The organism is Cupriavidus sp. C3SS-1 (genome assembly GCF_057073755.1).
On sequence record NZ_CP172699.1, the window covers coordinates 2,759,160 to 2,773,186 of the forward strand.

Annotated in this window: 13 protein-coding genes; 4 read left to right on the plus strand and 9 right to left on the minus strand. The window is 66.2% G+C overall.

Translation table 11 applies throughout. The features are described 5' to 3' along the window. Positions 1 to 4 precede the first annotated feature (4 nt). From ACIGJC_RS12815 to ACIGJC_RS12830, 4 genes are all read left to right on the plus strand, one after another. Complete coding sequence (locus ACIGJC_RS12815) at positions 5 to 1,138, plus strand: HAD family hydrolase (protein ID WP_483709234.1); 1,134 nt, start codon at positions 5 to 7, stop codon at positions 1,136 to 1,138. Positions 1,139 to 1,221: 83 nt separating this feature from the next. Continuing rightward, positions 1,222 to 1,545 carry an NAD(P) transhydrogenase subunit alpha part 2 gene (locus ACIGJC_RS12820; RefSeq protein ID WP_211945740.1) on the plus strand — a complete coding sequence of 108 codons (324 nt, stop codon included), beginning with the start codon at positions 1,222 to 1,224 and terminating at the stop codon, positions 1,543 to 1,545. Continuing rightward, a complete protein-coding gene (locus ACIGJC_RS12825; RefSeq protein ID WP_483709236.1) occupies positions 1,545 to 3,020 on the plus strand; it encodes an NAD(P)(+) transhydrogenase (Re/Si-specific) subunit beta in 1,476 nt (491 codons plus the stop codon). Before ACIGJC_RS12820 ends, ACIGJC_RS12825 begins: the two co-directional genes overlap by 1 nt. Positions 3,021 to 3,136: 116 nt before the next feature. Further along, a complete protein-coding gene (locus tag ACIGJC_RS12830; protein WP_483709237.1) occupies positions 3,137 to 4,183 on the plus strand; it encodes a response regulator in 1,047 nt (348 codons plus the stop codon). 27 nt (positions 4,184 to 4,210) lie between these two features. Here the strand turns inward: ACIGJC_RS12830 and ACIGJC_RS12835 are convergent, their stop codons facing one another. From ACIGJC_RS12835 to ACIGJC_RS12875, 9 genes are all read right to left on the minus strand, one after another. Beyond that, on the minus strand, positions 4,211 to 5,467 hold the full coding sequence (locus ACIGJC_RS12835) for a THUMP domain-containing class I SAM-dependent RNA methyltransferase (protein ID WP_483709238.1): 1,257 nt from the start codon (positions 5,465 to 5,467) through the stop codon (positions 4,211 to 4,213). Positions 5,468 to 5,537: 70 nt separating this feature from the next. Beyond that, a complete protein-coding gene (locus ACIGJC_RS12840; RefSeq protein ID WP_483709239.1) occupies positions 5,538 to 6,143 on the minus strand; it encodes a DsbA family protein in 606 nt (201 codons plus the stop codon). A gap of 37 nt (positions 6,144 to 6,180) precedes the next feature. Then, positions 6,181 to 6,603: a CopD family protein gene (locus ACIGJC_RS12845; RefSeq protein ID WP_483709240.1), complete on the minus strand. Its 423-nt coding sequence runs from the start codon at positions 6,601 to 6,603 to the stop codon at positions 6,181 to 6,183. A gap of 65 nt (positions 6,604 to 6,668) precedes the next feature. After that, entirely contained in the window at positions 6,669 to 7,949 is a 1,281-nt protein-coding gene (locus ACIGJC_RS12850; RefSeq protein WP_483709241.1) for a glutamate-5-semialdehyde dehydrogenase, read from the minus strand. A 72-nt stretch (positions 7,950 to 8,021) separates the two neighbouring features. Further along, positions 8,022 to 9,080, minus strand: coding sequence for a DNA polymerase III subunit delta (holA, locus tag ACIGJC_RS12855; protein WP_483709243.1), 1,059 nt, complete (start codon positions 9,078 to 9,080; stop codon positions 8,022 to 8,024). 20 nt (positions 9,081 to 9,100) lie between these two features. Then, complete coding sequence (locus ACIGJC_RS12860) at positions 9,101 to 9,607, minus strand: LPS-assembly lipoprotein LptE (RefSeq protein ID WP_276098459.1); 507 nt, start codon at positions 9,605 to 9,607, stop codon at positions 9,101 to 9,103. 45 nt (positions 9,608 to 9,652) lie between these two features. Beyond that, on the minus strand, positions 9,653 to 12,274 hold the full coding sequence (gene leuS, locus ACIGJC_RS12865) for a leucine--tRNA ligase (protein WP_483709244.1): 2,622 nt from the start codon (positions 12,272 to 12,274) through the stop codon (positions 9,653 to 9,655). A 177-nt stretch (positions 12,275 to 12,451) separates the two neighbouring features. After that, positions 12,452 to 13,249 carry a 4-hydroxy-tetrahydrodipicolinate reductase gene (dapB, locus tag ACIGJC_RS12870; RefSeq protein ID WP_483709245.1) on the minus strand — a complete coding sequence of 266 codons (798 nt, stop codon included), beginning with the start codon at positions 13,247 to 13,249 and terminating at the stop codon, positions 12,452 to 12,454. Positions 13,250 to 13,337: 88 nt separating this feature from the next. Then, positions 13,338 to 13,952 carry an outer membrane protein assembly factor BamE gene (locus tag ACIGJC_RS12875; protein WP_483711534.1) on the minus strand — a complete coding sequence of 205 codons (615 nt, stop codon included), beginning with the start codon at positions 13,950 to 13,952 and terminating at the stop codon, positions 13,338 to 13,340. Between the last annotated feature and the right edge of the window lie 75 nt (positions 13,953 to 14,027).

A 14,027-nucleotide genomic window follows, 5' to 3' on the forward strand; every position in this document is an offset into this window, starting at 1 on the left:
GCCCATGACGGCCAGCCTGTGTCGGAATTCCGTAGCAAGGGCGGCACCGTGGCGTGCCCGTCTTGGCATGCGGTTCGCGCAGGCGGCCGGCATCGGCCTGCTGGCCTTGTGCGCGGCGTGCGGGACATCGGGCGGCGGCAGTGCGTCGGGTTCCGCAAGCGCTGCCGCGACCAGCGGCCCCAGGCTGCTCGACCCCTTGCCCGCATGGCGCGATGGGGCAGCCAAGCAGTCCATCCTGAATTTCGTCAGCAAGACCACCACGCCGGGCAGCCCCGAGTTCGTCGCGCCGGAAGACCGCATCGCCGTCTTCGACAATGACGGCACGCTGTGGCGCGAAGACCCGGTGGTGGAATTGCTGTTTGTGGTCAGCCGCGCGCAGGAGCGCGCGCGGGCCGAACCGGCACTGGCCGGTCGTTCGCCCTACAAGGAATTCCTGGCCGACCCCGCGGCCTATTTCAAATCGACCGGGGAGGCAGGCGCCGTGCGCCTGCTCAACGAGCTCTACGGCAACACCTCTCTCGACGCCTTCCAGGAAGACGCGCGGCGCTACTTCGCCAATGCGCGCCACCCGAAATCCAAAGCGCCGCTGCGCGAAGGCACCTACCAGCCAATGCTGGAAGTGCTGGCATTGCTGCGTGCCCATGGCTACCAGACCTGGATCTGTTCGGGCGGCACGACCGACTTCATGCGCGCCGTGTCGCAGTCGTACTACGGCATTCCTCCGCAACAGGTGATCGGTTCGCGGCTTGCCGCACAGTTCCGCGAAAGTGGCCGCGACAATGAAATCTGGCGCGAGCCGAAGATCGAAAGCTTCAACGACAAACAGATGAAGCCGGTCAACATTGCGCTGCAGATCGGCAAGCGGCCGGTGTTCGCGGCCGGCAATGTCGGCGGCAAGGGCGATATCGCCATGCTGTCGTACTCGCAGGCGCGCAAGGGGCCGTCGTTCCAGCTGCTGGTCAACCATGACGACGCCGAGCGCGAATCCGCATATGCGGAAAACGACGGCGCGTCGCTGAAAGCCGCGGCGGAACGCGGCTGGACCGTGGTGAGCATGAAGCGCGACTGGGCCCGTGTGTTCCCGGCCCCGGGCGCGGCGGCGGCAACGCTGGCACCAGTGCGGGCGCAGGCGCCTTAAGGGCCCGCGACATCCCGGTCGTTCGCATTCCAAAACAGACAACGCAAGCGGCATCCAGGATTCAATCAAGGGAGGAGAAGTCGATGGAGATGGTGAACCACACGGTGATCAACCTGATCATCTTTGTGCTGGCGATCTACGTGGGTTACCACGTGGTGTGGACGGTAACGCCCGCGCTGCACACCCCGCTGATGGCCGTGACCAATGCAATCTCGGCCATCATCATCGTCGGCGCCATGCTGGCGGCCGGCCTCACCGAGGGCGCCACGGGCCGCATCATGGGCACGCTGGCAGTCGCTCTCGCCGCCGTCAACGTGTTCGGCGGCTTCCTGGTGACACAGCGCATGCTGGAGATGTTCAAGAAGAAAGAGCCCAAGGCCAAGGCCGGTGCCAAGGGAGGTGCGTGATGACCGAACTCGTCAGCATGAACCTTGTCACCCTGCTCTACCTGGTCGCCTCGGTGTGCTTCATCCAGGCGCTCAAGGGGCTTTCGCATCCGGCTTCGGCCCGCAAGGGCAATGCCTTCGGCATGATCGGCATGGCCATTGCCGTGGTCACCACGCTGGTGCTGATCATCAAGCTCAAGAACGAGTTCCTGGCGGCGGGCACGGCGCAGTCCTCGGTCGCCTCGGGCCTGGCGCTGATCTTCGGCGCGCTGGTGGTGGGCGGCGGTGTCGGCGCCTATGTGGCGAAGAAGGTCGAGATGACCAAGATGCCCGAACTGGTCGCGGCGATGCACTCGCTGATCGGTCTGGCCGCGGTGTTCATTGCCGTGGCCGCAGTGGCCGAGCCTTCGGCGTTTGGCATCGCACCTGCGGGCTCGCATGAGATCCCGACCGGCAACCGCATCGAGCTGTTCATCGGCTGCTTCGTTGGCGCCATCACGTTCTCCGGTTCGGTGATCGCCTTCGGCAAGCTGGCCGGGCGCTACAAGTTCCGCCTGTTCCAGGGCGCACCGGTGGTGTTCCCGGGCCAGCACATGCTGAACCTGGCGCTGGCGGTTGCGATGGTCGGCTTCGGCATCGCGTTCTTCATGACCCAGGACTGGCTGCCGTTCCTGGTGATGCTGGCCATCGCCTTCGTGCTCGGCGTGCTGATCATCATCCCGATCGGCGGCGCCGACATGCCGGTGGTGGTGTCGATGCTGAACTCGTACTCGGGCTGGGCGGCCGCCGGCATCGGCTTCTCGCTGAACAACCCGATGCTGATCATCGCCGGCTCGCTGGTCGGTTCGTCCGGTGCCATCCTCTCGTACATCATGTGCAAGGCGATGAACCGTTCGTTCTTCAACGTGATCCTGGGCGGCTTCGGCGGTGAAGCGGCAGCGGCGGGCGCGGCCGGCGCGCAGGCCCAGCGCAACGTGAAGTCGGGCTCCGCCGACGACGCGGCCTTCCTGATGGGCAATGCCGAAACGGTCATCATCGTGCCGGGCTACGGCCTGGCCGTGGCGCGTGCCCAGCACGCGCTCAAGGAACTGACCGAGAAGCTGCACGAGAAGGGCGTGACCGTGAAGTACGCGATCCACCCGGTGGCGGGCCGCATGCCGGGACACATGAACGTGCTGCTGGCCGAAGCCGAAGTGCCGTACGACATGGTCTTCGAGATGGAAGACATCAACAGCGAGTTCGGCCAGGCCGACGTGGTGCTGGTGCTCGGCGCCAACGACGTGGTGAACCCGGCGGCGAAGACCGACCCGAAATCGCCGATCGCCGGCATGCCGATCCTGGAGGCCTACAAGGCCAAGACCATCATCGTGAACAAGCGCTCGATGGCCGCAGGCTACGCCGGGCTGGACAACGAACTGTTCTACATGGACAAGACCATGATGGTGTTCGGCGACGCCAAGAAGGTGGTCGAGGACATGTTCAAGGCGGTCGATTAACCACGCGATCGACCGGAATCCGTGCAGGATACGACGCGTTGCCGCCCGCCGTGGCGGCAGCGCGTTATACTGGCCTGCGCTGAATTCCCAGCGTTGCCGCATGGCTCGAACGCACCATGACCTTCAACCCGCACGACCGGAACCTGTCGGTTTTCCATCACCCGATCCTGACCGTCCTGGTCGATGACAGCAAGTCGTTCATCGACAGCCTGGCCTTCCAGATGGACGCGTCTCGCGCGGTGGTCACGTTCACGGACCCGCGCGAAGCGCTGCAGTGGATCCGCGACGCATACGCCACCCGCTTTCCCGCCTTCCTGCCGGTGCGGGTCACGCACGACGACCTGACCTTCCTCACCGAGCGGCGCACCGTGCAGCTCGACATCGACCGCATCCACCGCCAGATCCACGACGTCAACCGCTTCCTGCAGCCGGGCGTGATCGTGGTGGACTACTCGATGCCGCAGATGGACGGGCTGGAATTCTGCCAGGCGCTGCAGGACCTGCCGTGCAAGACCATCCTGCTGACCGGCACCGCGGACGAAAGCATCGCCGTGCAGGGCTTCAACCATGGCCTGATCGACCGCTACGTGAAAAAGCACGAAGCCAATATGGTCGAGCGCCTGAGCCAGGAAATTGACGCCTTGCAGCAACAGTACTTCGCCACGCTGTCGCGCACCTTGCGCGAACTGCTGACGCGGCATTCGTACTCGTTCCTGTCGGATCCGGCCATGACCGAGCGCGTGCGGCAGATCACCGCGCGCTATGGCTTTGTCGAGTACTACCTGTACCCCAATCCGGTCGGCATCCTGATGCTGACGGCGCAGGGCCATGCCACGCTGATGGTGATCGAAACCCGCGTAGGGCTGATGAGCCAGGTGGAATCGGCCGAGGCCTACGACGCGCCGGCGGCGCTGATCGAAGGGCTGCGGGAAGGCCGCCTGGTGCCCTTCTTCTGGCCCGGCAACGGCATGTACACGCCAGCCTGCGTCGACTGGGAGCAATATTGCCTGCCGGCCGAACGCTGCGAGGGGCGCGAGGAATATGTCTACGCCCTGTTCGACCTGCCGCGCCACCTGCTGCAGGAGCCGGTGGTCAGCCAGCAAGCCTTCCTGGCCGACTTCGCGCGCAACCCGGACACGCTGACGGGCCGCAAGCGGCCCTGAGGTTCAGGCGGCCATCGCGCCGGCCCGTCAGGCCGGCTGCTGCGGCCCGCGGTTGCCGCCCCGCACCATGTCAAAGCGGAACAGGCGGCATTCGATATTGCCGTTGTAGAGCGGCGTGCGCCGCGACTCCTTCAGCCGCAGGCGCTTCGGCATCGACAGATCCCCGGTAAAGACCCAGGCCTGCCAGCCCGCGAAGTTCTGCTTGAGCGTGGTGGCGAAGGCGCTGGCGAACTGGTTGGCGGCGGCCTCCTCGGCCTCGTCGCGCGGCATTTCGTCCTGCGCCATGCGGCGCTCGCCGCGCACCACGATTCGCTCGCCATAGGGCGGGTTCATCAGCATCAGGCCCGGCTCGGCGAACGGCGGCTGCGCGAAGCGCGCATCCACCTGCTTGGTACGGGCTTCGTCGGGCAGTCCGGCGCGCGTCCAGTTGGCATGCGCCATGGCCAGCATGTCGGTAGAAATGTCCGATCCGGCAATCTGCAGGCCCTCGGTCGATGCCAGCATGCGCGCGCGCTGCGCGTCCGACTTGAGCTTCTGCCAGGCCTTCGTGTCCGCACCCTTGAGCCATTCAAAGGCAAAGCTGCGGCTGCCGCCCGGCGCGATATCCAGCGCCACTTGCGCGGCTTCGATCAGGAATGTGCCGCTGCCGCACATCGGGTCATAGAACGGGCGGTTGGTCTGTCCCTTCACCCAGCCGGCCAGGCGCAGGATGCCCGCTGCCAGGTTCTCCTTCAGCGGCGCTTCGCCCTTCTCCATGCGCCAGCCGCGCTTGAACAGCGGCTCGCCGGTGGTATCGATGTACAGCGTACAGTCGTACTCCGTCAGGTGGGCATAGATGCGCACATCCGGGCTCACGGTATCCACGCTGGGCCGTGCGCCCAGGCGTTCGCGCATGCCATCGCAAATGCCGTCCTTGATGCGCAGCGCCGTGAAGTTCAGGCTGCGCAGCTGGGACTTGGTGGAGGTCAGGTCCACGCGGATCGACTCGTCCGGCGAGAACCACTGTTCCCAGCGCTGGTTGCGCACCAGCGCGTAGATGTCGTCCTCGTGCCGGTAGCCGCGCGCGGCCACGCGCATCAGTACGCGGCTGGCAATGCGCGAATGCAGGTTGACGGCATACGCGGCCGCCAGTTCGCCCGAAAAGCTGACGCCGCCCGGCACTTCGCGATGCACCTCGAACGGGGCCACCGACGCCATTCCGGGCCGCGCGGCGATCTCGCGCAGTTCTTCGGCCAGCGCGCCCTCGAGGCCGCGCGGGCAGGGAGCAAAGAAAGCTTGGGTCATGGATTCAGGTTTCCTGCAAACAAAAACGTCCGCCGTGGCGGACGGGAATCAAATTAGCCTAGGCGACGGTTCAAGCGGCCGCCAGTGCGCGGTCGAGGAAGTCGAGCCGGTCCTGGCCCCAGTAGGGCTGGCCATCATAGACGTACCACGGGGCGCCGAACACGCCCGCCGAGATCGCGTCCTGCGTGTTCTGCGCGTAGGCGGCCAGCACGGCCTGCCCGTCGCCGGCCTTGAGCAGGCTGGCGCCGTCAAGACCCGCCTCGTCGGCCAGCTGCGCGAGCGTGGCGGCATCCGCGATATTGCGCTGCTGCGCCCAGAGTGCCGTGCCAATCGCGCCAAGTAGCTGCATGGCGCGCGCCGTGCCATGCGCGAGCTGGGTCGCGATGATCAGCTTGCTGGCCGGGTCGCCGGACACCGGGAAATACGTCGGCTGCAGGTTCAGCGGCTTGCCCAGGAACTCGCTCCAGCGCGCCAGCTCGACCAGGCGGTACGCCTGGCGCTGCGGCGGACGCTGCGCGAGCGGCAGGCCGCCCGACACCGAGAACACCTTGCCGAGATCGCATGGCTTCAGGTTGACCAGGGCGCCGTGGCTGGCCACGACGGCGGCAAAGCGCTCATGCCCTAGGTAGACGTACGGAGACTGCGGCGAGAAATAGTAATCGACCTGCTTGCTCATCTTTCGCTCGATTGGGAGAGTCCCGACGGACCAGGTTTCAGAACGGCTTGACCACCACCAGGATCACCACCGCCAGCAGCACCAGCACGGGCAGTTCGTTGAACCAGCGGTAAAAGGTATGCGAGCGCGTGTTGCCGCCCGCCTCGAACTTCTTCAGCAGCCTGCCGCAGCCGTGGTGGTAGCCGATCAGCACCACCACCAGCGCCAGCTTGGCATGCATCCAGCCCTGCCCCGGACCACGGCCGATGCCATAGCCAAGGTACAGCCACAACCCGAACACGACCGCCGGCACGGCCAGCATGGTCATGAAGCGGTACAGCTTGCGCGCCATCAGCAGCAGTCGCTGCGTGCTGGCGGGTTCGGTCTCCATGGCCAGGTTGACGAAAATGCGCGGCAGGTAGAACAGGCCGGCAAACCAGGACACGACAAAGACGATATGAAGCGCTTTGACCCAGAGCATTCAGCGACGCGTGCGGCAGTAGTTGTTGTTCTTTGCGGCGGGCAAGGCTGGCCCGCCCTCGATTCTCAGGTGCGGATCTCGCCGTGGCCGAACACCACGTACTTCAGCGAAGTCAGCCCTTCCAGCCCCACCGGGCCACGTGCGTGGAGCTTGTCGTTGGAGATGCCGATCTCCGCGCCCAGGCCGTATTCGAAGCCATCGGCAAAACGCGTCGACGCATTGATCATCACACTGGCCGAATCGACCTCGCGGATGAAACGCATGCCGGTCGAGTAGTTCTCGGTGATGATCGAATCGGTATGGTGCGAACCGTATTCGTTGATATGCGCGACGGCTTCATCCAGCCCCGGCACCGTCTTGATGGCGAGGATCGGGGCCAGGTATTCCAGGCGCCAGTCGTCCTCGGTGGCATCGACGAGACCGCCAAAGCCCGCGGCGTCCAGCGTGGCGCGGGTGGCCGCGCAGACGCGCAGCTCGACGCCCTTTTCCTGGTATATGCGGCACAGCGGCGGCAGCGCGCGCGCGGCGATGTCCTGCGACACCAGCAGTGTCTCCATGGTGTTGCACGGCGCGTAGCGCTGGGTCTTGGCGTTGTCGCAGACGCGCACGGCCTTGTCGAGGTCGGCGTCGGCGTCGATGAACACGTGGCAGATGCCGTCCAGGTGCTTGATCATCGGCACGCGCGCTTCTTCCATCAGCCGCGCGATCAGGCTCTTGCCGCCGCGCGGGACGATCACGTCGACATACTCGGTCATCGTGATCAGGCGGCCGACCGCTGCGCGGTCCGTGGTCCCGATGACCTGCACGGCCTCGGGCGGCAGGCCGGCGCTGGCCAGGCCTTCGGCCACCAGCGCGGCCAGCGCGGTGTTGGATTCGATCGCTTCCGAACCGCCGCGCAGGATCGTGGCATTGCCCGACTTCAGGCACAGCGCCGCCGCGTCGATGGTCACGTTGGGACGCGACTCGTAGATGATGCCGATCACGCCGAGCGGCACGCGCATCTGTCCGACCTGGATGCCGGTCGGGCGGAACTTCATGTTCGAGATCTCGCCGATCGGGTCGGCCAGCGCGGCGATCTGCTCCAGCCCCTCGGCCATGGTCTTGATGGCCTTGTCCGACAGCGTCAGGCGGTCGACAAAGGCGGCGTCCTGGCCATTGGCGCGGGCGCGCTCGACATCGCGCGCGTTGACGGCCTTGAGCTTGTCGGCGTCACGGCGGATCGCCGCTGCGATGGTCAGCAGCGCGCGGTTCTTGTCGGCGGTGGAGGCACGCGCCATGGCGCGCGATGCCGCGCGTGCCTGGCGGCCGACGCGGTCCATGTATTGGTTGAGGTCGAGCTCGGTCATGTTCGTGGCCTTCAGACGACGGCCGTCTGAGAATGTTTCTTCTCTCCCGCGAGCGGGAGAGCGGGGCAAGGATCAGCGCGCGATCATCAGCGCCAGCTGCTGCAAGCCATCCCATGGCTCCGCCGGCAACGGGCCGCTGCCCGGTGGCGGCAGGTCGGACAGACCCTTCACCTGCCGGTCCAGCCGCGCCGCCATGGCCAGCGCCGCATCGAGCCGCGCCTGCGTCAGCCGCTGCGCGGCCTGCGGCACCAGGCGTTCGCGCGGGCCCCAGACGCGCAGCTCGCGCATCAGCACGGCGGCGGGCTTGCCGGCCGCAATGCCTTGCCGGACCTTGGATAATACGCGAATTTCCTCGGTCAGCGCCCACAGCACCAGCACCGTGGCCTCGCCCTCGCCGCGCAGCCCTTCGAGCATGCGCACCAGGCGCGGGATGTCACCGCCCAGCATGGCCTCGGACAGCTTGAAGACATCGTAGCGGGCGACGTTGAGCACCGCATCGTGCACCTGGTCGAACGTCAGTTCGCCGGGCGGATACAGCAGGCCGAGCTTCTGGATTTCCTGGTGGGCGGCCAGCAGGTTGCCTTCGACCTTGTCGGCGATGAACTGCAGCGCGCGCCGGCCGGGCTCGCCGCCTTCCACGCGCTGCTGCTGCAGCCCGAGGCGCTCCCCCACCCACGCCGGCAGGCGCGTACGGTCCACGGAATCGACCTTGATCGATACGCCCGCGCCTTCCAGCGCCTGGAACCATGCCGACTTGGACGCGGCGAAATCGAGCCGCGGCAGTGTCACCAGCATCACCACGTCGGGCGAGGGCTGGGCGGCCACGGCGCGCAGCGCCTCGCCGCCGTCCTTGCCCGGCTTGCCCGAGGGAATGCGCAGTTCGACGATCTTGCGGTCGCCGAACAGCGACATCGACTGCTGCGCCTCGACCAGGTGGCTCCAGTGGAAATTGCGCTCGGCCACGAGCACGTCGCGCTCGGAGAAACCGGCCTCGCGCGCGGTCTGGCGCAGGCGGTCGACGGCCTCGAGCACCAGCAGGTGCTCATCGCCATGGACCACGTACAGTGGTGCCAGGCCCTTGGCCTTGGCCTGCCGCAGGTGGGCGTCGAGTCCGTCTAGCTTGAGCTGCATGCCGGTGCGATGGCCCGTACTCAGATGGCCTTGACCGCGGCCAGGCGGCGCATCAGCTGCTGCACGATGTCGCGTTGCATGTCGCGGTAGAGCTGCTGCTCTTCGTAGTCCTTGGCCAGCGTGTTGGCTTCGTTGTACGTCAGGTCGCGCGTGAGGATGAGCTGCGACGGCGGAATCAGTTCCTTGCCGGCGGCATCGCGAAGGCGGAAGCTGAAGCGCTGCGTCAGGCGGTATTCGCGCACCACGCCTTCGGTCGTGATCGACAGGATGGTCTTGGTGCGCGTGTCCTGCAGCACGTCCAGCAGCGCATCGGCCTCTTTCTGGTCAGCCACGATCACGGTGTCCGAACCGCCGCGGATCGCGCGGCGCAGATCCGAACCCATCAGCGTATTGGGCGGAATGCCGATGTAGAGCCGCTTGAACGCGAAGTCGGCATTGCCGCGCATATGGAAGCCGCAGCCCGCCAGCAGGCCGGTAGCCAGCATGGCAGCGAGCAGCTTGCGGCGGCCCTTGTCCAGTCGATCCATTCTCGGCGATTCCTTCATCCGCTTATCGGTTTCCGATCCCTGCGCTTACAGCACCACGTTGACCAGCCGGCCAGGCACGACCACGATCTTCTTGGGCGCCTTGCCCTCGGCAAACTTGGCCACGGTCTCGCTGGCGGCGGCCACGGCCTCGATGGCGGCGCGGTCGGCATCGGCCGGCACGGTCACGCTGCCGCGCACCTTGCCGTTGATCTGCAGTACCAGTTCGATCTCGCTGCGCACCAGCGCGCCTTCATCGACCAGCGGCCACGGGGCGTCGAGCAGGTCGCCGGCGGCGGCGGCATAGCCCAGCGCTTCCCACAGGCCGTGCGTGATGTGCGGCACCACCGGGTACAGCACGCGCAGCAGGATGCCGAAGCACTCGCGGCGCGCGGCCGGCGAGGCGCTCTTGGCACCCTCGAGCGCATTCAGCATCTTCATCGTGGCGGACACCACGGTGTTGTACTGGATGCGCTGGTAGTCGTAGTTGGCCTGCTTGAGCACGCTGTGGATCTCGCGGCGCAGGTCCGCGTCTTCCGCGGTCGGCGCGGCACCGGCGCCATCGCGCACGGCGGCGGCGTTGGCATAGCCGTAGTTCCACACGCGGCGCAGGAAGCGCGACGCGCCTTCCACGCCCGAGCCGCTCCACTCGAGCTGCTGCTCCGGCGGCGCGGCGAACATCACGAACAGGCGCGCGGTGTCGGCGCCGTGCTGGTCGATCAGGGCCTGCGGGTCGATGCCGTTGTTCTTCGACTTCGACATCTTCTCGACGCCGCCGATCACCACCGGCTGGCCGTCGGCCTTGAGCGTGGCGCCCAGCGGGCGGCCGCGCTCATCGGTCTGCACGTCGACGTCGGCGGGGTTGTACCAGGTCTTCTTGCCGGCGGCATCTTCGCGGTAGTAGGTCTCGTTGAGCACCATGCCCTGCGTGAGCAGGTTGGTGAACGGTTCGTCGAACTTGACCAGGCCCAGGTCACGCATGACCTTGGTCCAGAAACGCGCGTACAGCAGGTGCAGGATCGCGTGCTCGATGCCGCCGATGTACTGGTCCATCGGCATCCAGTAGTCGTTGCGGGCATCGACCATCGTGGTCGCGTCCGGGCACGTATAGCGCATGTAGTACCAGCACGAATCGATGAACGTATCCATCGTGTCGGTCTCGCGGCGCGCGGGCTTGCCGCAAGACGGGCAGGTGCACTGCAGGAAGCGCGGGTCCTTGTTCAGCGGGTTGCCGGTGCCGTCCGGCACCAGATCCTCGGGCAGCACCACGGGCAGGTCCTGCTCGGGCACGGGCACCACGCCGCAGCTGTCGCAGTGGATCAGCGGGATCGGCGTGCCCCAGTAACGCTGGCGCGAAATGCCCCAGTCGCGCAGGCGCCACGTCACCTTCTTCTCGCCGAGGCCCATCGCGCCGAGGTCGGCGGCAATCGCCTCGACCGCGGCCTGGTAGCCGAGGCCGTTGTACTTGCCGCTCTCGATGCAGACGCCGTTTTCCTTGTCGCCGTACCACTCCTGCCAGGCTTCGGTCGAATACGGCTGGCCCTTGACGTCGATGACCTGCTTGATCGGCAGTTGATACTTGTTGGCGAAGGCGAAGTCGCGCTCGTCGTGCGCGGGCACGCCCATGACGGCGCCGTCGCCGTAGCTCATCAGCACGTAGTTGCCGACCCACACGTCGACCTGCTCGCCGGTCAGCGGATGCGTGACCTGCAGGCCGGTCGGCATGCCCTTCTTCTCCATGGTCGCCATGTCGGCTTCCATGACCGAGCCGTGCTTGCATTCGTCGATGAAGGCGGCCAGTTCGGGGTTGTTCGCGGCAGCATGCGTGGCCAGCGGGTGCTCGGCGGCCACGGCGCAGAACGTCACGCCCATGATCGTGTCGGCGCGCGTGGTGAACACATACAGCTTGCCGTCGTTGATCAGCTTGCCGTCATCGCCCTGGATGTCATGCTTGAACGCGAAGCGCACGCCCACGCTCTTGCCGATCCAGTTCTGCTGCATGATCTTGACGCGCTCGGGCCAGCCGAGGTTGTCCAGGTCGCCCAGCAACTCTTCTGCGTAGTCGGTGATACGCAGGTAGTACATCGGGATCTCGCGCTTTTCGACGACGGCGCCCGAGCGCCAGCCGCGGCCGTCGATGACCTGCTCGTTGGCCAGCACGGTCTGGTCGACCGGATCCCAGTTGACGGTGCCCGTCTTGCGGTAGGCGATGCCCTTCTCCAGCATCTTCAGGAACAGCCACTGGTTCCAGCGGTAGTAGTCCGGGCTGCAGGTGGCGACTTCGCGCGACCAGTCGATGGCCAGGCCCATCGACTGCATCTGCTTCTTCATGTAAGCGATGTTGTCGTAGGTCCAGGCGGCCGGCGCCACGCCGTTGTTCAGTGCCGCGTTTTCCGCCGGCATGCCGAAGGCGTCCCAGCCCATCGGCATCAGCACGTTGTTGCCATTCATGCGCAGATAACGCGCCATCACGTCGTTGATGGTGTAGTTGCGCACGTGTCCCATGTGCAGCTTGCCCGACGGATACGGCAGCATCGAGCAGGCGTAGAACTTGGGCTTCTCCTTGCCGTCGGGGCCGGTGGCATGCTCGGGCACGCGGTAGGCGTCGATCGCCTGCCAGTGCTGCTGGGCGGCTTGTTCAACGGCGGAAGGAAGATATTTGTCTTGCATGGTCGGGGACAACGTTCAGGACAACGGTCTGCGCGGCGTCTGGAAGGCCCGCATCCGGGGGACAGGAAGGCAGACAGCGGGCGCCCGCTTTGAGGGCGCCCGCCAGTCGTGCAATGCGAAAGAAGCTGATTATAACCGTGCGGCCGGGCCATCACGGCCACGCCGCCGGGCCTGGTCTTACTTCAGGCCGAGCACATCCTGCATGTCGAACAGGCCATTCGCCTTGTCGGCCAGGAAGCGGGCCGCGCGCACGGCGCCATCGGCATAAGACTGGCGGCTCGAAGACTTGTGGCTGATCTCGATGCGCTCGCCGATGCCGGCGAACATCACGGTGTGGTCGCCGACGATATCGCCGCCGCGCACGGTGGCAAAACCGATGGAATTCGGATCGCGTTCGCCGGTGTGGCCTTCGCGCGCGTAGACGGCGCACGTCTTGAGGTCGCGGCCCAGCGCATCGGCAACGACTTCGCCCATCTTCAGCGCCGTGCCCGACGGGGCGTCGACCTTGAAGCGGTGATGCGCTTCAATGATCTCGATGTCGTAACCGGTGGAAAGCAGCTTTGCCGCCACTTCCAACAGCTTGAAGGTGGCGTTGACGCCCACGCTCATATTGGCGGCGAAGACGATGCCGACGGACTTGGCCGCGTCGGCCAGGGCAGCCTTGCCGGCGTCATCGAAGCCGGTCGTGCCGATCACCATCTTGACGCCCAGGCGCTTGGCGGCCGCAAGGTGGACCTGCGTGCCTTCGGGGCGGGTGAAATCGATCAGGCAGTCCGCGCCGGCCAAGCCGGCGTCGAGGTCGTCCGTGATCACCACGCCGGTATGGCGGCCCAGCAGCAGCCCGGCGTCCTGGCCCAGCGCGGGCGAGCCCGGCAGGTCGAGCGCACCGGACAGCGAAATCCCTTCGGTGGCTAGAACGTGTTCGATCAGCATGCGGCCCATGCGGCCGGATGCGCCAGCAATGGCGATGTTCATGGTGTTTTACCTGGCGATATCGGAAAACGGCCGGTCGCAGAGCGCCGGCCGGCAATCTAGGTGCGCGGCAGGGCCGCAGCGGTGCGCGTCAGTTCGGCTGCGCTGCCGGTTCCGCTTGCGTGGATACGGCGGGCGTTGCTGTCGGAGCGGCTGGCACTGCACTTGATTGGTCGGCCGGTGCCGCGGTTGTCTCTTGCGGGACAGCTGGTGCTGACGCGGGCGCGGGCGCCGCCGCCTGCGTGCCCGAGCTTCCGCCGATACCGGGCTTCTGTTCTTTCAGGGCCTTTTTCATGCCGTCAATTTCGGCAATCAGCTCGTATTCGGACGGCAATTCGTCGCCGCCAAACTTCACCAGCTTGTCGCCATCGAAAAAGACAGTGAAGCGGCGCTGCTGCACGACCGGCGTATTGCCGCGGCGGAACGAGAAGACGTAATCCCAACGATCGCTATGGAAGACATCGGTCAGCAGCGGCGTGCCCAGCAGGAATTTGACCTGGTCGCGGGTCATGCCCTCGTGCAGTTGCGAAGCCGCCTCGCGCGAGACGAAGTTGCCCTGCACGATATTGATCCGGTACGGCGTGATGACGTTGGCGACCTTGCGCGAGGTGGAGTCGTAGGTCGAGCAGGCGCCGGCCAGGAGTGCGACGGCCAGCAGAGAAAACACCAGCGTCGGGCGCATGGCAGACGAACGGGATGAACGCATTGATCTCGCTTCCAGAGGGAAAGGAAAGTGCCGGCAGGGACATTTCCGCCGTGCGGCGGCTGCCTGATCTGCCAC

Coding starts and splice junctions, on each gene's coding strand:
- ACIGJC_RS12820 (WP_211945740.1), top strand. CDS start 1,222: ATGGAGATGGTGAACCACACGGTGATCAACCTGATCATCTTTGTGCTG.
- ACIGJC_RS12850 (WP_483709241.1), bottom strand. CDS start 7,949: ATGACCGAGCTCGACCTCAACCAATACATGGACCGCGTCGGCCGCCAG.
- dapB (WP_483709245.1), bottom strand. CDS start 13,249: ATGAACATCGCCATTGCTGGCGCATCCGGCCGCATGGGCCGCATGCTG.
- holA (WP_483709243.1), bottom strand. CDS start 9,080: ATGCAGCTCAAGCTAGACGGACTCGACGCCCACCTGCGGCAGGCCAAG.
- ACIGJC_RS12875 (WP_483711534.1), bottom strand. CDS start 13,952: ATGCGTTCATCCCGTTCGTCTGCCATGCGCCCGACGCTGGTGTTTTCT.
- ACIGJC_RS12815 (WP_483709234.1), top strand. CDS start 5: ATGACGGCCAGCCTGTGTCGGAATTCCGTAGCAAGGGCGGCACCGTGG.
- ACIGJC_RS12840 (WP_483709239.1), bottom strand. CDS start 6,143: ATGAGCAAGCAGGTCGATTACTATTTCTCGCCGCAGTCTCCGTACGTC.
- ACIGJC_RS12825 (WP_483709236.1), top strand. CDS start 1,545: ATGACCGAACTCGTCAGCATGAACCTTGTCACCCTGCTCTACCTGGTC.
- ACIGJC_RS12835 (WP_483709238.1), bottom strand. CDS start 5,467: ATGACCCAAGCTTTCTTTGCTCCCTGCCCGCGCGGCCTCGAGGGCGCG.
- ACIGJC_RS12860 (WP_276098459.1), bottom strand. CDS start 9,607: ATGGATCGACTGGACAAGGGCCGCCGCAAGCTGCTCGCTGCCATGCTG.
- ACIGJC_RS12845 (WP_483709240.1), bottom strand. CDS start 6,603: ATGCTCTGGGTCAAAGCGCTTCATATCGTCTTTGTCGTGTCCTGGTTT.
- ACIGJC_RS12830 (WP_483709237.1), top strand. CDS start 3,137: ATGACCTTCAACCCGCACGACCGGAACCTGTCGGTTTTCCATCACCCG.
- leuS (WP_483709244.1), bottom strand. CDS start 12,274: ATGCAAGACAAATATCTTCCTTCCGCCGTTGAACAAGCCGCCCAGCAG.